The sequence below is a fragment of the Alteromonas sp. G4i35 genome (assembly GCF_054960375.1).
On record NZ_JBHNZD010000041.1, the window covers coordinates 1 to 19,568 of the forward strand.

14 protein-coding genes and 3 pseudogenes are annotated in these 19,568 nt (G+C 43.5%); 13 read left to right on the forward strand and 4 right to left on the reverse strand.

The window, feature by feature from the left end:
- Positions 1-655: 655 nt before the first annotated feature.
- Entirely contained in the window at positions 656-826 is a 171-nt protein-coding gene (locus ACFI6L_RS19255; RefSeq protein ID WP_187447770.1) for a hypothetical protein, read from the forward strand.
- A 386-nt stretch (positions 827-1,212) separates the two neighbouring features.
- Here the strand turns inward: ACFI6L_RS19255 and ACFI6L_RS19260 are convergent.
- Positions 1,213-2,061, reverse strand: a pseudogene (locus tag ACFI6L_RS19260) (methyl-accepting chemotaxis protein); the annotation flags it as partial.
- 359 nt (positions 2,062-2,420) lie between these two features.
- Here ACFI6L_RS19260 and ACFI6L_RS19265 point away from each other — a divergent pair.
- From ACFI6L_RS19265 to ACFI6L_RS19285, 5 genes are all read left to right on the forward strand, one after another.
- Positions 2,421-3,311, forward strand: coding sequence for a transporter (locus ACFI6L_RS19265; protein WP_187447769.1), 891 nt, complete (start codon positions 2,421-2,423; stop codon positions 3,309-3,311).
- 231 nt (positions 3,312-3,542) lie between these two features.
- Positions 3,543-5,450, forward strand: coding sequence for a sigma-54-dependent Fis family transcriptional regulator (locus ACFI6L_RS19270; protein WP_338854093.1), 1,908 nt, complete (start codon positions 3,543-3,545; stop codon positions 5,448-5,450).
- Between the two features lie 169 nt (positions 5,451-5,619).
- Entirely contained in the window at positions 5,620-6,168 is a 549-nt protein-coding gene (locus ACFI6L_RS19275; RefSeq protein ID WP_218309931.1) for a gluconate 2-dehydrogenase subunit 3 family protein, read from the forward strand.
- 20 nt (positions 6,169-6,188) lie between these two features.
- Complete coding sequence (locus ACFI6L_RS19280) at positions 6,189-7,736, forward strand: FAD-dependent oxidoreductase (protein ID WP_218309930.1); 1,548 nt, start codon at positions 6,189-6,191, stop codon at positions 7,734-7,736.
- A gap of 9 nt (positions 7,737-7,745) precedes the next feature.
- The gene (locus ACFI6L_RS19285; RefSeq protein WP_218309929.1) at positions 7,746-9,200 is read left to right on the forward strand and encodes an aldehyde dehydrogenase family protein; all 1,455 of its coding nucleotides are present in this window, start codon (positions 7,746-7,748) and stop codon (positions 9,198-9,200) included.
- A 155-nt stretch (positions 9,201-9,355) separates the two neighbouring features.
- Here ACFI6L_RS19285 and ACFI6L_RS19290 read toward each other — a convergent pair whose 3' ends face one another.
- Positions 9,356-10,378, reverse strand: coding sequence for a LacI family DNA-binding transcriptional regulator (locus tag ACFI6L_RS19290; protein WP_287149488.1), 1,023 nt, complete (start codon positions 10,376-10,378; stop codon positions 9,356-9,358).
- 218 nt (positions 10,379-10,596) lie between these two features.
- On the opposite strand from ACFI6L_RS19290, the pseudogene ACFI6L_RS19295 reads away from it, so the two are divergent.
- Positions 10,597-11,385: pseudogene (locus ACFI6L_RS19295) on the forward strand (DUF4158 domain-containing protein); the annotation flags it as partial.
- Between the two features lie 121 nt (positions 11,386-11,506).
- Entirely contained in the window at positions 11,507-14,482 is a 2,976-nt protein-coding gene (locus ACFI6L_RS19300) for a Tn3 family transposase (protein WP_080653184.1), read from the forward strand.
- 26 nt (positions 14,483-14,508) lie between these two features.
- Here ACFI6L_RS19300 and ACFI6L_RS19305 read toward each other — a convergent pair whose 3' ends face one another.
- The gene (locus ACFI6L_RS19305) at positions 14,509-15,075 is read right to left on the reverse strand and encodes a recombinase family protein (protein ID WP_015068652.1); all 567 of its coding nucleotides are present in this window, start codon (positions 15,073-15,075) and stop codon (positions 14,509-14,511) included.
- A 917-nt stretch (positions 15,076-15,992) separates the two neighbouring features.
- Here ACFI6L_RS19305 and ACFI6L_RS19310 point away from each other — a divergent pair.
- Genes ACFI6L_RS19310 through ACFI6L_RS19325 form a run of 4 tightly spaced genes read left to right on the forward strand, consistent with a single transcriptional unit; the run spans position 15,993 to position 18,522 of the window.
- Positions 15,993-16,745 carry a Phenylacetic acid catabolic protein gene (locus ACFI6L_RS19310; RefSeq protein WP_015068650.1) on the forward strand — a complete coding sequence of 251 codons (753 nt, stop codon included), beginning with the start codon at positions 15,993-15,995 and terminating at the stop codon, positions 16,743-16,745.
- A gap of 23 nt (positions 16,746-16,768) precedes the next feature.
- Positions 16,769-17,902 carry a radical SAM protein gene (locus tag ACFI6L_RS19315; protein ID WP_015068649.1) on the forward strand — a complete coding sequence of 378 codons (1,134 nt, stop codon included), beginning with the start codon at positions 16,769-16,771 and terminating at the stop codon, positions 17,900-17,902.
- On the forward strand, positions 17,902-18,348 hold the full coding sequence (locus tag ACFI6L_RS19320; protein ID WP_015068648.1) for a MaoC family dehydratase: 447 nt from the start codon (positions 17,902-17,904) through the stop codon (positions 18,346-18,348). Before ACFI6L_RS19315 ends, ACFI6L_RS19320 begins: the two co-directional genes overlap by 1 nt.
- Before the next feature lie 21 nt (positions 18,349-18,369).
- The gene (locus ACFI6L_RS19325; RefSeq protein ID WP_020742482.1) at positions 18,370-18,522 is read left to right on the forward strand and encodes a hypothetical protein; all 153 of its coding nucleotides are present in this window, start codon (positions 18,370-18,372) and stop codon (positions 18,520-18,522) included.
- Positions 18,523-18,608: 86 nt separating this feature from the next.
- Here the strand turns inward: ACFI6L_RS19325 and ACFI6L_RS19330 are convergent, their stop codons facing one another.
- Entirely contained in the window at positions 18,609-18,878 is a 270-nt protein-coding gene (locus ACFI6L_RS19330; protein WP_015068647.1) for a response regulator, read from the reverse strand.
- A 257-nt stretch (positions 18,879-19,135) separates the two neighbouring features.
- On the opposite strand from ACFI6L_RS19330, the pseudogene ACFI6L_RS19335 reads away from it, so the two are divergent.
- Positions 19,136-19,568 (forward strand): annotated as a pseudogene (locus tag ACFI6L_RS19335) (Tn3 family transposase); the annotation flags it as partial.

Genomic DNA, 19,568 nt, shown 5'->3' on the forward strand with positions numbered 1-19,568 from the left:
AAACATTTCAACGTAAGCTAAATGTATATGAGTATGTGCAATATTGCGAGGCGCTTGGTTTAGAGCCAACTGAAGGACTCAGTTTTTTGAGAAAGAACTAGCGTCTAGTCCTTTTCTATAGAAATGGTTTCAGCTTTTACAATTTAACACTTCCACCTTTTATATTACTATGCTGCTTAGACTAAGAAGAAAGAGTTAAGTTATTGTGATTAATAATGTGTGCGAAGCGTTTGTTGATGTAACCCCCATTGTCACAAAACCGTTCTTTTGTGACTACAATTACACTACGCACGAACGAATGGCATCTTAATATCATGATTTTAAATATTTATACTTTAATCTTGTTTTGAATTCTCGTGTGAAGTTGTTCGCGCAATTTATTTTTTGTGAGCGTCAACATATATGGCTCAGGCAAATGAGCTAATATGTATTGCAAAATCCACTAACTCTCGGCAATGAATGCGAACAGGGGCAGCATTAAAGCCAAGGAATAACTGCAGGGCATTCCGATCAGTTTCAGCAGTTAGAAGACATCAAATCATTCCTCAAATATTAGCAGAGCTATTTGTTGCTAGCTGCGTTTCTGGCCATGCGTACAGTATTGTAAAGCTAGCGATCCATTAGAATAAGAGTCTTTACTAAGAGGGCCTATGGAATGCCGTTTTTAGAAAATGACGCAGTACAAATTACAGAGTATGAACTGGCTCTAGACTCGAATATTAGGGCCGAGCAGATTGAAGTTTTACTGCGCAATTTAGTGTCTTTACGACATGAGGAGGAAGATAAATTCGTGATTCCGTTCGATGACGTAATCGTTACGCTTTAAGTGTGAGATTCATATAGTTCGTTACAATATGTAAGGTGCATTCCGGCATTCCGGCATTCCGGCATTCCGGCATTCCGGACAATGATTCTGGGATAAACCATCCTTTGGTACTAATTTTAGATCTGAACACAAATTGACGAGAGTCGGTTTTTTATCTTTACGGAACGTCTCAATTTTAATAATTTCAGCTCAATTTACTTATGATCATTGGGCTTAACATTGCTCGCCTATCTTAAGTAAAGCTGAGATTGCTCCGACACCACTAAGTTGCAAACATCCCCGCGCTCTAAAAGTAGTGACAACGTGTTTAACGTTGACTGCTGCAAAAGTAATTTTTGATAAATCTCACCGACGACCGCCGTTCTTTCCTTTGCACCCTGGGTGATCTCCACCATGGCCTCAAGTGCAAGGGTAGATTGATTTAAGCTGTCTTCACTGGCGACGACCGCGGCCTCCATACCATTACCAGCATCGGCAGACGTTTCCTTTAACTGCTTAACAATTGCTCCTATCTCTTCACTGGACGTATTAGCGCTATTTGCCAGCTCTCGCACTTCATTGGCAACGACTGCAAACCCTCTGCCATGCTCGCCTGCTCGGGCGGCCTCAATTGACGCGTTCAAAGCCAGTAAATTAGTTTGTTTAGCAATATCCTGAATCTGCCCGACAATAACCGCTATTTTGTCAGATTGATGGGTAAGCTGAATAAACACATTTTTTACCGTTACAATGTGCTCGGCCAAATATTCACTCGCCGTTTGACAATTCTTTGTATACTCGAAACTCTCATTCACTTTTTTGCCGGAGTAGCCCGCTAATTCCCTGGCTTTTTCCATACCCAGCAGAATCTCTGATAATATGGCTGAGGCTTTGGCGATTTCCGGGCACAGCTGCTCAATTACAGTCTCTTCTCTCTGTTTATCCTGAACGGCATTTTCCTGATCATTAGAAGGTAGTTGCTGACATAACGTCTGTGGCTCGTTTGCTGGCGGTTCAACTTCGACTTCCTGATATATGGTAAACACTTCAGATTTCGGGAACCGACGACCCAGGAGCATGACATAAATACTGCTCCCGGTTGCAATAATGCTAGCCAACAAACTTAATGAAACAGATCCGGAATAAAATGGTATGCCTGTAGCCAGCCACCACATTGAGAGTGCCAGCATTCCAAATCCGTATTGTTTTATTTTAATCTGCTTTACCTGCAGGTTTAACTTATCTGCCTTTTCCACGACATTCGCTCCTACTGCTTGTTAAAGGTCCATTCACCGTAAAAATCGCCGGCGTGAATGGAGTGCTGAGAGAATGCAAAATTAACACCGCATTTACAAACACCGAGAAAATAGCCGGACTCCACGCGGTACGCGATTTACCAGCAGGTAAAAGGATTTGACACGAATAGTCGCTACCGCAAAGTGTTTCATTTTGAGAATCACATAACACCTGGTGTAGTTTTTTAAAACACTCCGATATGTAATTTTATTAACATAACAAGGCTAAATGATTGTTTTGAAATACGGTTTTTGTTTATGGAATGTTAAATGCAATAACAAATATGACGTAATGCGTTAACTTTTATAAGGATAACTAGATGAAAAACACACGGTTAAAACCAGCTTTGCTGTCACTAAGCCTGTCATGTGCGGCATTAACTTCTACCGCTCAGGCAGCTCAGGTAGCTACCGATCCGGGTGACTACGCGCCACTTCCAGCGGGCATCGACCTGGGCATTTTGTACCTTCAGTCATTTGAAAACGATGAGTTCTACGTTAATGGCCAGCAGGTTGAAAACGGCCCGACGTTAAGTGCCGACATTGGCCTGTTGCGTTGGGTGCACTACATTGAACTGGGCGGTTTTATTATCGATCCTCAGGTGATCCTACCGTTTGGACAACTCAAACTTAATGCTGGCGGCGCAGAAATCGAAGCATCAGGCATTGGAGACCCTATACTAGGGGCCACTATCTGGCTGTATAATAACCCGGACACCAAACAAGCAGTTGGCGTAACAGGGCTGGTTTCAGTACCTTTAGGTAGTTACGACACTGAAAAAGGTCCAGTGAATCTAGGCGAAAACCGCACTAAGTTTATTACCCAGGCGGCCTTTATTACGCCAATCAGCGAGCAGTTTTCCCTTCATCTGGTGGGTGAATACACCTTCTTTGGCGATAATGACGATTTTGGCGCATCAGGGATCACCCGTAAACAGGACGATCAATACGGTTATCAGGTGCATCTGAACTACCATATTTCTGATACCACCACCGCCTCAGTAAACTATTACCACGACTTCGGTGCAGAATCTCAAGTGTCCGAAGTTGAGCAGCAGGACGAGCTGAACAATAACCGCTGGCAGGTTACGCTGCAGCACTTCTTACAACCAGATTTACAGGTGCAAGCTCAGTATGGCCGCAGTATTTCGGTAGAAAATGGCTTTTTTGAAACCGATCGCATTAATCTGCGTTTTGTAAAAGTGTTTTAAACTTGAAATAGTCTCCCTCAGAGTACAGGGTGTGCATAGCATTGATAAGTACATCCTGCTTTTACTTGGCAACCCCTCTACCAAATTCATATAGCGAACAAATATTCACATATAAAACATATTACAAATATTTTACAATTCATGCTAGACTGAAGCTTTATTTTTCGATTACCAGAAATTACGGTTGTTTTCGCTATGTGTTAGCACAGCAAACCCCAAAAGGTCGAAGTAATGAGCAATGAATTAAGTGTAATCCGTCAGCGTTTTATTGAAGGAGATGTTCAGGTAGCCAGCATGCTACCCAGTGCCATTCGGGAGTCGTGGCTTCGCTGTGCAGACCAAACCCTCCCCATGTCAGGCAAACTCGAATACAGTTTTATTAGGCCTGATCTTCTGGACCAGCTTAAATACCAGAATGAAGAGCTGCTTACGGTTTCAAACCGCCATGTCGAGCAGCTGTTCAGGGCTGTTGCAGGTGCCGGCTGGTCGGTCTTGTTAACTGATCAGGATTGTAATGCATTGCAGGTTCGCCAGGCTAATCGTCTAAGTAACTCGCGCATCGCCCAGGCCTTTAAAGACGGCATCATGCTGAATGAGAACGTGGTAGGTACAACGGCCATGTCCTGCGCAGTAAACAGTAAAAAGTTCAGCCGCGTATTTGGCGGCGAACATTACAAAGAGCAACACAACACTTTTCACTGTGCGGCGGCACCGGTTTTTGACCATATGGGCCGTTTATGCGCTTCTCTGGACATCACCAACGAACACTCCATTAACGATATGGCCGTGTTTTACATGCTTGAGACCTGCGCCAGAAATATCCAGAAATCGCTGATCCTGAATCTTAGCGATACCTATGTTATCGAGATTATTCCCTCTTCCGGGCAATTCGGTGATATCACTAATCTGCTGCTGGCGATTACGCCGGAAGGAAAGATGGTTGGCTGTAACGAAGCCGCTTCAACCTTTATTTCAGACCAGCGGCGCTTTTTTGATACCTGGTTCGACGGCTTATTCAGTTCCGATTTTCAGTTAGTCACCAGCAAACGCGCGGCAAATGGCGAACCGTTTTATTTAACCCTCCACTCGGGCGTCACCCTGGCCTCAAGAATAATCAGAACGCCTCAGGTCGCCCCCGTAAAGCATACCAGTCAGTTTAATTACCCGGCCACTGTAGAAATTAAGCCTGAATCACAGACGACCTTCGGCGATGAACAGCTGACAAAGTCGGTACAACGCGGCGCCAGAGTGCTCAACCGTTTACCCGTTATGCTTTATGGTGAATCCGGCGTTGGTAAAGAAGTTACCGCCCGTCACCTGCACGATGCCAGTCAGTGTCGTGGAAAGTTTATCTCTATTAACTGCGCGTCGATTCCAGAAAACCTCATCGAAAGCGAACTGTTTGGGTATCAGGCCGGTGCGTTTACCGGTGCCGATAAAAATGGTTTTAAAGGGCGTATTGCCGAAGCCGACAAAGGTACCTTGTTTTTGGATGAAATCGGCGATATGCCTCTCGCCCTCCAAAGCCGTTTGTTACGGGTGCTGGAAACCCGCGAGGTGAGTCCGTTAGGATCATCAAAGGAACATAAAGTCGATTTTCAGCTTATCTGTGCAACGAATGTCAACCTTGAACAAGCCATTGATGAAGGCCGTTTTAGGCAGGATTTGTACTTTCGTTTAAAAGGCTTTGCCATTCCCATTAAACCCTTGCGGGAACGGGATGATAAACTGGCCATTGCTGCCACTATTGTTAACGCCGACTGCCAGCATAAACAAAGCCTGAGTGCCGAAGTTAAACGCTTTATTCAGTGTTATAACTGGCCTGGCAACATCCGCGAATTGCGCAATGTGTTGCTGTATGCCGATGCCATTGGTGATGAGACTACCCTCATTCAAATGGATGAGCTTCCCGACGAGTATCAAACCTGTCAGACCTGCGTATCTCAGCCCGCCATTTCGACATCTGCCCAGCCAATGGGATCAGGACGCTTACTGGATCAGGCCAGTCAGGAACTGATCAATCAGGTGGTTGAGGATTGCAGCGGCAATATGAGCCAGGCAGCGAAGACCCTGGGCATCTCCCGGGCCACGTTATACCGCAAACTGGCCAAAGAACGTTCTGACAGTGCATTAAACTGAGACTGGCACCTGCCTGGCAGTGTTTCAAAATGAAACACTGCCAAACCACTTTTCAAAAAACCAAATAAATATCAACAAATTAACTTTTAATTAACTTTTGGCACACTCCCTGCGTAACCATGCTGTACGTAGTTGTAATCGCTATAACACAACGATAAAGGGCAATCCAATGTCACATATTAATAATCAACGCAGGCAGTTCTTAAAACTGGCAACCGCCATCACCGCAACCGTCATGAGCTGTTCGTCTATGCAGGTCATGGCAGGCATTCTGACCGACGAAAACAAAATGGATGCAACCGAGCAGGCCGTATTTAAGAAAATGCTTGCTATCGCCTTACCTACCGAGGGCACTACCCTGGTGAATCCGGCCACGTTACCGGTTATCCCGACCATTGAAGGCGCCTTGCTGGCAGGCATGCCACCGCATATCCGTAAAGGGCTTAATCAGGGTATTCATTACTTTAATCAAAGCGCCGAAAAAGCCTACGGCAAGCCTTTTACCAAGCTATCCGACGCCGACGCAACTGCCTTTGTGGATGCCTGGGCAGACTCAGATGTAGCGCCGCATCGTGCTTTAGCGATGGGGATTAAAAAGCTCACTGTGCTGGCTTACTGGGCTATTCCGAACACCTGGGCACCGTTAGGTTATGACGGTCCGGTATCGGAAAAATGGGGACTTAAAAAGCGCGGTGTTACACCCGAGCCACAAGCTTAAATATCGGTAGGAGTATAACGATGTCTACAACTCAAAATCAGTTAAACGTAAAAACCGCTGCCGATATCACTGCAGCCCAACTCGACCTTGACGCCGACGTGGTCATTATTGGATCTGGCGCGGGTGGCGGGATCAATGCCTACGAACTGGCCAAAGCCGGTAAAAAAGTAATCGTGCTGGAGGCTGGCCCTTATGTACCATCAGAAAAATTCACCGAAATGATGGCCGTTTCCATGGCCACCCTGTATGAAGGTGAAGGTGCACAAAGTAACACCGATGGCGATATTACTGTATTGCAGGGTCGCTGTGTGGGTGGCTCTACCGTGGTCAACGCCGCACTGTGTTTCCGTACTCCGGATTACTACCTGAATAAATGGGGTAAAGAATATGGCCTGACGAACCTCACACCCGATGTCATGTTGCCGTACTTTGAAAAAGTCGAAAAAAAACTCGGGATCACCGAAGTGAAAGGTCACGAAACCAGCGTGGGTGCCGAGTACATTAAAAAAGGTATGCAGAAGCTGGATATTCCGCTGGGCCTGGCCCGACGCAATATACGTGATTGCGCCATGACCGGCTTTTGCTTTGCTGGCTGCAAAACTGACCGTAAACAATCGATGATGGTGACTTACCTGCCCTGGGCATGTAATCACGGCGCCGTTATTTATGCCGATACCCGGGTAACCAAAATTAACACCGTCAACGGTGCTGCCAGTGGTGTAAATGCTGAAGTTGTCGATCCGAAAACTGGCAAGGTAAAAACCCGCATGAAGGTCAATGCGCCTATAGTGGTGCTTGCTGCAGGGCCTACAGGCTCGCCGCTGCTGTTACAACAATCCGGGCTGGCAAACTCCAGTGGTCAGGTGGGTAAAAACTTCGCCTGCCACCCGTCACTTTCCGTTACCGCAATGTTCGACAAACAGCTGAATGATTTCCACGGCGCTACACACAGCCTGTTCGACGACAGCCATACCCTGCCGGATGATGGAGGCTGGATCCAACTCAATGCAGTTCAGGATCCCGTAGAAGCCTCATTTATGGCGGAGCCAGGAACGGGTAAACCCTACGTGCGCTACATGCAGAACTACCCTAACTCCACGCGGCTGATTACCCTGATCCACGATAAAAACGTGGGTGAAGTAACGCTGGAAAACGGCTACAAGGAAATTCGCTATCAGGTAGACGATGAAGACTTTGAAGCCATGAAGAAAGGCCTGAAGGATAATGCGCGCATTCTGTTTGCAGCCGGTGCCAAATACCTGTACCTGCCGACGTCAGATAAACAGCGGATCAATTCCGTGGACGACATCGACAGCGTTATTGATGCCCTTGAAAATGAACCGGCGCGTTATCGCTACACGTCGTTCCATCCACAGGGCACCTGCCGGATGGGGGCCGACAAAACCAAAACCGTGGTTAACCCCTATGGTGAAACCCACGACATTAAGAAGCTGTATGTGGTAGATGCCAGTCTGCTTCCCACATCAATTGGTTATAACCCGTCTGAAACGGTTTATGCGCTGGCCAGTTACATTGCCGATCACATCAACCAAACGAATCCAAGTTAAGGTATTAGCATGAATTATCAAGACATCAGCCAGAGTGACTTTTCCCTCGACTACACATCTGGCTTCTCCGGTGCTGCGTTCGACATTGTCGAACCTGCCACCGGCACCGTTTTCGGCAGTATTAATGCTGCCACTGCCGCCGAAGCAGGCGATGTCATCAGCCGTTGTAAGCAGGCACAGCCGGACTGGGCTGCCACCACCTTTGAAACCCGCGCTGGTATCCTGCGCCGATTTGCGCAGGCACTCGAAGCCAATGCCGAACTTATTCATGCCTGGAATGCCAGAGAATGCGGCTCTATCCGGCCTAAAAGCGAATGGGAATTACAGGCTTGTGTAGAACAAACCTATATGGCCGCCAGTCAGACCCAGGCACCCAATGGCGAAATATACCCATCGGCGATGCCGGGGCGCAAAAACATGCGTGTGCGCATTCCGGTAGGCGTAGTTGGCGTTATCGCACCGTGGAACTTTCCATTGTTACTCTCATTACGAGCGGTATTACCGGCCCTTGCCATGGGCAACAGTGTAGTGCTGAAACCCGATCCGCAGAGCTTTTTTACCGGCGGGGTGATTATTCAGCAACTGATGCGCGAGGCGGGTTTACCTGACCATGTGCTGGGTTTATTGCCGGGTGGTGCCGAACCAGGTCAGGCCGTGGTTGAGCATCCGGATACCGGCATGATCGCGTTTACCGGATCCACTGCGGTGGGCCGCTCAATCGCGAAGCATTGCGCCGCAACATTCAAGAAAACATCGCTGGAACTGGGCGGTAACAATGCCTTTATCGTGCTGGCCGATGCAGATATCGCTTCAGCGTCATCCTGTGCTGCCTGGGGTGCGTTCCTCCATCAGGGGCAGATATGCATGCAATCCGGGCGTCATATTGTCCACAAGGACGTGGCCGAAGCCTACGCCTCGGCACTGGCTGAACGCGCTAATAACCTGTATGCCGGAAACCCGTTTACCGAACAATGCCATCTTGGCCCGTTAATTAACCAGACCCAGGCCGATAAGGTTGAGGCTCTGATTGATGAGTCTGTGGCAATGGGCGCCAAAGTGATTGCCGGCGGCACGGTTGAGGGCCGATTAGTGCGCCCAACCGTACTGACTAACGTAACACCGGATATGCCGGTATTTCAGCAGGAAATATTTGGCCCGGTTGCCCCCATTGTAACCTTTAGCACTGAGCAGGAAGCCATTGCGCTGGCCAATGCGACGTCGCTGGGATTATCTGCCTCCATTCATACCGCAGACAGTGCCAAAGGCGAATACCTGGCCGGGCTGATAGAAGCCGGTATGGTGCATGTGAATGATCAAACGGTAAACAATGAGTATCACATTCCGTTTGGCGGGTTAAAAGACTCAGGGGATGCTGGCCGTATTGGCGGTCCGGTAAACCTTGATGAGTTTACCCACAGTAAATGGATAAGCGTAATGAACCAGGGAATTCAGTACCCGTTCTGATTATTTCGCTAATAAAAAATGCCAGTCAGTTAAGCTGACTGGCATTTTTTATCGACTCACTTTTGGTTTCTACACCTATGGTAAGTAAAGAAAACCGTTTACCCTAAACCCAAAAGATTATTCAACCAAACTACTTATTAGTGACGCTCAAACAATTACAAATTAGGCGCACAGGAACTCCGCATTATTAACTCACACGCCAAATCCTGTTTGTGGTTAACATGCTGCTTTTGTATTAAGGAATAAATAAGCTTTTCTGCTGCCGCACGCCCAAGATTAACAACCGGTTGACGAATAGTACTCAATGGTGGCCATATATTTCGCGAATTAGGATCGTCGTCAAAGCCTATGACCGATAGGTCGTAAGGAATTTTCAGGTGCAATTGATTAGCAACCCGGTATATCAACATTGCCAGATAATCTGTAGAGCAAAAAACGGCTGTAGGACAGTTTTCATTATTTAGTAACTGCCTTACTGCCATCTCATACTCACTGTCAGTGCCCTCTAGGGTCTTCACTAATGATGGTTCAATTTCTAATCCTGCTTCCTTATGGGCTTGTTGGTAACCCTCGAATCGAGATACACCTCCATATCCTTTTAGGTCATTGATAAAAGCAATTTTAGTATGACCTACACTCATCAAGTGTCGCATCGCCGTCAAAGCACCATCGTATTCCATCGTGTAAACGCAGTCATCTTCATCTATATTTAATGGTGCAATCCTGACAATGCCTTTATCTAGTGATTTTAACGTTCTAATTAAGTCTGGATCATTGCTTAATGGCGGCGCAATAATATAGCCATCGGGATTCGAACGATTCGCAATATGCTCAACAATAGCTGATATATCATTATAGTTTACAAAGTCACACGGACGAACCAATAAATCATAACCAGCTTCATCACAGGCGCTAACCGCACCATAAGTAAGACGGGAGGAGTATGAATTGGAATCATGTACTGCGTAGAGTAGTGCTATAAGATAAGATTGTTGAGTTCTTAATCGCCGGGCATTCAGATCAGGTTGATAACCAGTTTGGCGAATAGCACTTTCAACCTTTTCCCGATTGCTACTGCGCACGGTTAGATCTTTATTGATTACTCTGGAAACTGTCTTAATCGAAACACCGGCCACTCTCGCCACATCATGAATAGTGCTGTTTTTCCTCTCTTTCATACCATTCTACACCTCAATAATCACTCCAGAATATTGACACAATTGTGTCAATTTACACAAGAAGCAACCACACCTGTTCAGGGGTTCTAGGGATTTTCCCCTCTAAAGTAACATAGAACGCTACAGGTATTATATTATATGGTCTGTGGCGGTGGGTTACCTTCCAATATTCTGCCATCTTATATAAACACCATCAATCATATTGGCGTTTATTCATCATGGCAATTAGTAATGAACTCTCGATTCTGACTCAGGCAGAACAACGAGACTTGTATTCAGCACCTCAGTTTTCTATTGAGGAACAACGTTTGTATTTTTCGCTAAACGATGTAGAACAGGCCGAATGCCGTACTATCAGGCTTACTAAACATCGTTGTTATTTCGTGGCGCTTCTGGGCTATTTTAAATCTAAGCCAGTGATCATTGCTCCGAGTTTCCGTGATATCAGTATCGACATGCAGTTTATTGCCTCCCAAATTCAAAGAGGTAAAGGGATCAAGCCTTTCAGTGTCAGTAAAATGCAGCGTGACCGTATTTACTCAAGGATACTGCGTCTACTTAATTACAATAAGTGGAATGAAAAACAGCACCTCAATGCTCTGTGCCACCACCTGGTTTACATTGGTCATGCCTGGCTGGAGCCTCGACACCTCTTTGATGCGGCCATTGAATACCTTGCCAGCCATAACATTGCCATTCCTAAGTACTCCGTGCTTCAAAGACTGATAAGCCGCACAATGCAACAGGTCAGAAAAGACCTGACGCTCCAACTGAATCAACTTACCAGTAATGAACTTAACGTCTTTCTGGACAACATAATCACTACTAAAGACGACGGGCTGAGTCTGAGCCATCTCAGGGGTGGTGCCAAAAGTCTGACCGTGCCTGAGCTTAAAAAAGAGCTCGCCATTTACCACCGGTTAGCACCATGGAACACGCAAATAAATGACGTTGTGGACAGGCTCAATCTGTCGCTAAAAAATCGACAACACTTCAGCGGCCTTATTGGGGTTTTGCGCCCATCCCCTCGAAATCGGCATTAGGAATTAAAACATTGAGTCTGTTATGATTATGAAAAAATAATCAGGACTATATGCCATCGCTGCTGAACAAACAAAACGCATTCAAATACTCACGTCGTTTGAAGTCAAAGAACTTTATGCTCTCCCCAACTTTAGTCACTCCGACAGAGAAGACTACTTTTCACTCGACAAGGAAACTCAGAAACTGGTCAATACGTTGAGGCAAACAGAGACCAGAATCTATTTTATCCTCTTATTGGGTTATTTCAGATCCAGACCAATAATTTTCAATTTTACATTCTCAGATGTTGAACCTGACTTTAACTACGTTAAAGCAAAATATTTCAGCGATAAAAGCGTTCAAGATGAAGATATTCCACCGCGAACCAAAACAGCGTTAGTTAGAAAACTTCTGACTTATACAGGCTTCTCCGTTTACCAGAGCAAGAATGACAAGGCACCTTTACTCAAAAGGCTCAATGTCGTTGTTAAAATCAATCAAGAGCCAAGATATGTGTTTGATGAATGCATTGCTTACTTTGGACAAAACAGGATTGCGTTAGCTGGTTATACGACACTTCAAGATATCATATCGAGTGTACTTTCTAGTGAGCGTAGTCGCATTGAGTCTGTCCTGAACCAAAACCTAGGCAGTGATACAAAAGCTACGCTTCTTAGATTGCTTGATTCCAAAAGCACGTTCACAGATCTCGCTATGTTAAAGCGCATGGCGAAGGATTTTTCAGCCAGCCAAATATCACAAGAACTAAAGACGCATAAAATCATACGTGCGCTTTATCCAGAAATTAAGACACTGATTGCTGAATTAGAGCTGTCACCGAAAAACCTTGAATACTACGCGTCTTTAGTAAAACACAAGTCGGTTTATAAGTTAAAAAGACATGCTGATAGTCAAACCTTGTTATATCTTGTTTGTTATCTATTCTTCAGGTACCGCGAAACTAACGACAACCTCGTTTCTGCATTTATCTATCTCGTCCGAAAGCTTGCTGAAGGAGCAAAGAGTCACGCCAAACAGGGAGTTATCGAAGATATAAACATTGTCAGAACAAAATTGAAATCGGCTGGCAGTCTGCTGAATTACTTCATTGACAGCGATATTGACGATGCATTGACCTTTGGCGATGTACGCAAAAAAGCCTTTAAGTTGCTACCTGCTGAGAACATTAAATTGCTTAGCGAACATCTTGATAGCAATGATTTTGATGGGCGTAAATATGAGTGGCAATTTATTGATAAACAGTCAAGCAAGGTGAGTAAACTTCTACGCTCCTTGTTCATGGCCATAGACATTGAGTTTATCCATTTAAAAGATGATTTACATAATCAGTATGTAACGTTGCGCTCTGAACTCAGTGAATGCAAGGCTGTTAGAACCATCAACCTAGACTTGGTACCCAAAGGTGACCGAGGGTATTTGCAAGGAGAAGTTTCTAAGCAAATAGCTATTCGTTTTGAGTACTTCCTGTATCGTAAAGCAGAGCAACTATTTCAAAACAATAGCCTTACCGTAAAAGAGAGTGTCAATAATCGTAGTCTGAGTTCAGATTTAATCCAGCCAAAAGAATGGCAAAACAAAGACGATATTATTGAAAATACAGGGCTTGATAAACTATCAGCACCAATTAACCAAACCTTGGATGAGAAGCAGTATCAGCTTGAAGTGAAATTGAAAGAGGCTGGCACACATATATTCAGTGGTGACAACAAATACGTCGAAGTTATACCTGGTAAGTCAGAACTAAAATGGTCTATCCCAAATAGCCGCTGGCAACAAACGGTTGATAACCCTCTCTATAATCAAATTCAGCATATGGGTATTGTCGAGCTTATGCTGTTTGTTGACGAAAAAACTAATTACCTCAATGCTTTTACACATATCGCTACCACAAAACAAAAATCATCAGTAGACAAAGAAGATCTGGTTGCCTGCATACTCGCCAACGGTACGAATTACGGCCTATATAAAATGGCCAATATCTCCGACCGTTCGATGGGAAAGTTGCGCAGTGTTAATGATAGTTACATCAGATACGAGACGCTGAAAGAGTCTAATGATCAGATCTCTAATGCCATTGCTATCCTGCCAATATTTGCTTACTACCATATTGATGACAATCAGTTATTTTCAAGCATCGATGGTCAAAAATTCGAGTGTAGGATCAACACCTTTAAAGCCCGTTATTCATCCAAGTATTTTGCCAAAGGCAAAGGTGTCTCAGCGCTGACGTTAGTGTCAAATCATGTGCCAGTGAATACTCAAGTTATTGGCGCGAATGAATATGAAGGTCATTTTGCATTTGATTTGCTTTACAACAATACCTCTGAGATACAGCCAAATACGTTATCCACCGATAACCACGGCACGAATAACGTCAATTTCGCTATTTTAGATTTCTTTGGCTACACCTTTGCGCCTCGATACGCAAAAATGAAACGAGTGTTTTTTGACTTATTTGAAGTTACTGAAGAAGAAGGTGGCCGAATTCAGTTAAAGAAAGACGTTAACTATAAATTAGTGGCTGAAGAATGGGAAAACATTCAACATATCCTTTGTTCTCTTAGCCAAAAGACAACTACTCAAAGCACCATCATTAGAAAGCTCAGTAACGGCAAGAGTCGCACGTTGTCAGCTTTGCATGAGTATGATCGTCTAATTAAAGCGATTTACGTTTTGGAGTACGTTGATAGCTCAACACTACGCCATTATGTTCAGCAAGCGTTAAATAGAGGGGAAGCCTATCACCAGTTAAAACGAGCCATTACCTCAGTCAATGGTAATAGATTTCGTGGTGGTAACGATTATCAGGTGTCTCAATGGAATGATTGTGCGCGGCTCATTTCAAACTGTATTATCTATTATAATTCTGCCTTGTTATCAGCCTTTTTGAAGATCCAAGAAAGAAACGGTAGACAAGATGTGGTAGATATTATTTCTAAACTATCACCGGTTGCTTGGCAGCACATCAACTTGAACGGAGAGTATGCCTTTAACAAAAATCGTAAAGCGATTGATTTGGCAGGTTTGCTTAGTGGTGTGGAGCCTCTGCAAAGTGAATAATAGTTCAATGAGTTGCTTTCTTATAATCACATTGCTAAATAACGATAGAAAGTTGCTTTAGATATAGAAAGTGAATTACAAATAGACTCTATAGAAAGTGAATTATTTTGGTGCATCTGCTTTGCCATCTGGACTTTAGGGTTGTTGATACCGATTTTAGGTCTACCGCCATTCCGTCCTCGTGCTCTTGCAGCAGATAAACCAGCATTGGTCCGCTCTTGGATTAATCGTCTCTCAAATTGCGACAATGCACTAAATATATTGAACATCAACTCACCTGAAGCTGTTGTTGTATCAATAGCACCGTCCTGGATCGATTTGAATCCAATGTCTTTTTCAACTAATGACTCAATCAAATTGATCAAGTGAGACATTGAGCGGCCAAGACGATCTAATCGCCATACTATTAAAATGTCTCCAGATGACAATGTATCAAGACATTTATCTAATCCTGGTCGAGTTGATTTTGCTCCCGACGTTTTATCGGTAAAAATATGTTCAGGAGCACACCCGTTGTTCATTAACGCATCGATCTGTAGATTTAAGTCTTGATCAGATGTACTTACTCGAGCATACCCTATTTTGAGCCCCATAATCTTATTTACATGTTGAAAAATGACTTTATGAGACTATATTAAATGAGATGGGTTTATAAAACAAATAGAACCAATAAAATCAGACCGAGCGGAGAAAATACTTTTCACTCTCATAAAACGGTCGTTTTTTAATACTTTCTTGTTTGATGAATTTATTGATTTAGTATTAATTTAATTAGTTTCTTCATTGAGATACTGACGCTATCATTAACACAGCAGTAGGTGTAAATAGAGGAAGTTCAAACGTCGGCGTTGAACTAAAAGGTATTACCATTGCATAGACTTGAGAAAGAGTTGCTCGACTTAGTTCAATCCGATACGCGCATATTCAGGTTTATTGAACACTCGTCATTGGACGGTATGTGGCATTGGGACTTGGAGAACGCTGAACACTTTTTGGTCCATATTTTTCTTGGTCGAAAGATCGGATCTTGGAACAGGCAATTAGTTCAATTTCTTAAACCGAGTTCAGGTTAGTTAGACCGTCAAGTTCCTTTAGTAATCACGCGACTATACTTTAGGTATGGTCGTAGCTCGTGATATCAATTCCCAGCGTTAAGAACTTAGTTAATAACTTTATTACTTTCTGGCAAATTTTTTAAACAACGTCTTTACAAATTTGCAGATCATTTCTATGGTTATTTTGTGGTATGGACTTTCCAATTGGAAAGCCGTATGACGTTGTGTGGAACTCGCCTTGATTTTTTTGAGTTATTTTGTAGGTTCAAGTAAAACATGTGTTTGCTTTAAAGGTCCAGTTATCTGTTAGGCATTGATGTAACTCATTTTCTGCTGTCATGAACATTAGTAGCAATTTGAATTTCTGAAAAAGGTGGGCATCCTATAGACAGGACCTTACCAAGATTAACTTCGCATTTGTTCTTGGTAACTACTTTTCCAAAAAGGACTGTGAAATGCTACAAGAATCTATTGCTGTAAAAGATGTAAGCCCATTCCATATATCAACTCCATCAGAACTACTTGAAACACCTAAAGAATATCAAGATCTCGTTAAGAGGCAATTGACTGCCCATGCTGAAGGGGAACTTTCTGGAGCTGATGACTATGTAAAATTGTTTTACTTTTTGACAAATGACCCCTACGAGAAAGCAGTGTGCTGCGAATTAGCCAAGGATGAACTTGACCACTATCAAAGAGCTGCGGACATTTTATTAGATATTGGTATAGATACGTCATTTATGCTATCGCAAAACTTGAACGATAGAGCGTTCTACGCGACCGAAGCCGTAAAAAGTTGTCGAAATTGGGCTGAAAGAGCATTGATTTCGACTCTTGTAGAAGACGCTGTAATTGATGTCCTAGAGGAAATGGCTCAAAGTTCCTACAGGCCTATTGCTGACATGTGCCCTCATGTTTTAAAGGATGAAAAACTGCACGTTGGGCATGGATTCAGGATTACGAGGAGCATGTGTAAGACGAAAAATGGATTCAAGCAAATTCAAGAAGCTCTTATAAGAATGTGGCCAGTAACACTTGATACCTTTGGCAGAAGTGATTCCCCAAGGTCAGAATTGTACGTGAAATACGGGTTGAGGCAAAAGTCATATTCCGTTGCACGCAACGAATTTGCGGAAAAGGCCAGAAGAAAATTAGAAGCTCTTGGACTTCATGTACCAGACGATACTGCAAACAGAAAGTTTCTCTAATCTTATGCTAGAAGGATTTGCTTATGAAAGATGTTACCAAAAATGCAATATTTAAAAGGCTTAACGGTGACTTTGAATATTATGCTCGTTATCAACGGATTAAACAAATTAGTTCAAGAGTTAGAGTGTCAGAGTATTTAATCACTACAGCGTGCAATATAAGGTGTAAAGGTTGTTGGTTTTTTGAATATGACTTTGACAAAAGAACAAAAGATTTGTCCAAAAAGGATGAAATTAAAAAGTTTCTTATCTCTGAGAGGAATAGAGGTATCAATACTAGTCTGATTATAGGAGGCGAGCCTACGCTCCATCCCAAAAGACTCGAATTATTTGCTGAGATTATGGAGTTTAATAGCATATCAACCAATGGTCTTAAAGCTTTGCCCAAAGAAGGCTTTAAGGATTTTTCGGTTTTAATCTCTTTGTTTGGTGGTGGCTCTCTAGACGATGACCTGCGAGCGATCAAACCTAACGGAAACTCCTTTTCGGGTCTATTTGAGACTGCTCTTAAGAACTATAAATATGATCCGAGAGCCCATTTCATTTTTGCAGTGACTGAAGATGGAATTGCTCATATCGAAGAGACAGTGAGAAAAATATCGGAAAATGGAAATACAGTCTCAGTTAATTTTTATAGTAAGTATGGTACGAGCGATCCACTCCGGACCAAGTACGAAAAAAGATTACTTGATGAAATTTTGCGAGTCAGGGAGTTGTTTCCAGAGACACTCGCTAGCCACCCTTACTACATTGAAGCTATGGTAACAGGGAAAAGTCACTGGGGAGATTTTGGATATGATGTTTGCCCCAGTGTGAGTGTAGACCATCCACAAAATGCTGAAAGAATTAAGAACGGTAATGCTGTACTTCCAGGATTTAATGCCTACGCCTCAGACTGCAAAACGGTAAACTTTTGCTGCACTTCAGGACATTGCGAGGATTGTAGAGACAGCCAAGCTGTAATGAGTTGGATAATGATAAATCAAAAGAGATTCGTCAAAGATGAAAATCTACTCAAAATATGGATTGAGATTGCAGAGAGCTATTGGCATCAATTTGTATGGGCTCATGATTTCCGCTATTCCGCGCCATCATTGCAAACTAGCGAAAATCTTAATCTGAGAAATCAGCACCATCTTCTAAAGGAGGTTGGCTAATGCAATCTATGCAAAGCGTTCAGGAGCAGAAAGAATATTTGCCAGACGTAGGCTACATCATTGAGTCCCAATTACTCTTAAGTGAGAAGGAAGTAGTAGATGGAGCCAAGTTCATTGGCGATTTAAATCCTGTACATAATGACCCAGATAACGAACAAACAATTCGTCTTGGAGGGATTATTGCAAGTGGCAGCCATATCACTGCAGTATTTTCCGCTCTTCTTCCTACTCACTTCATGAAATTTGGTCCTATGCTTGGAGCTCACATGGATGTAAAGTTCACAGCACCGATAAAACCCAATACAATCTACACTATGAATTGGGTTGTACAGTCAAAGGAGTATAAAAAGAGTCTCGGCGGTACAATTTACGCCAATGCGGGTACTATTATCGATCCAGCTGGCAATGTGACAGTTAGAGCAAACGCAAGCATCATCCTCTACTAGAACTATTTAGAGGGGTGTTGATTGCTAACCCGAAAACGCCCCTCAAGTTTACTTGTTATTATTCGTTCTGAAAATTCAGATGCCGTTGAAGCAGCGATGACAAAGCATATCTGCGGCTCAACTACTGTCCATGCTGATGAAAATGCCGCTTATGATGTATTGAGTGCATACTAAAATAGTACCGACTAAACACACCAGTCAATTGATCTACATGTATCAACTCTCGATATGTTTCTAATTGTTTTGAAGTATTCAAGTGTTTAACAAGTCATTGTTGAAGAGTTGAGAGAGATAGTGGCTTCTTTAGGAAGTCGGTAGCGCTCAATACCATTGATGTCTGGTAAGTAAACATCTAGCACAATGATATCTGGTTTATACAATTGGCAAAACTTAACTGCACTTTTACCGTTTGCAACAATACGGATTTTCTTTAATGCTGTGAGGTTGTTTGATATAAGTTCAGAAGTAATGGCGTCATCTTCAACAATCAGAAGTTGACCTGCGAGTAGCTTATTTACATCTTTAGACATGTGGACACCTCACAACTTTGTCTACTAGTAGTAATAGTCTTGGCGATGTCTACCATTAGTCAAAAGACTATTTCACTGTACGCGCAGTTATTGCTTGAACAAGCATGAGGGTCATTCTCACAGCAGAAGCTTTTATCATTTTAGTTATCTATGCCTATTTTTAATTATTTGGCAGTTTTTCGAAGAATTCACAAAAAGCGCGTTCATTTGGCCGTCATCATTCTGATGCCGATTTCGAGGGGATGGGCGCAAAACCCCTTATTGATTACTACGGCAGTAAAGTGCGGCGCTTCAAACGCTCACAGCAGCACCTGTGGTTACTGTGTCATCTGACAGAGCGCATGCAACTTGCACTGGAGCGCCTGACGGATGGGTTTGTTTACCATATCCGAAAACAACAGGAAGCCGCCAACGCCTTTGCACAACAAGCAGTGTTCCTGTCCTGGCAGTCAGCTGCGGACAATGTCACGAAAGCGGCAGAGCTACTTCACCTGTTTGTTGACGAGAATATTGATGACAATCAGCCCTTCTCAGTAGTCAGACAACAGGCATTGAAGGTCATGAATGACAGGGATATCCAGACCCTCTGCCTTTACCTGAAAAAACAGAAACGGACCGTGGAAGAGTACCAGTGGCAATATTATGACGAACAACGAAACCTTCTGGAACAGTTGTTAAGACCAGTGTTCC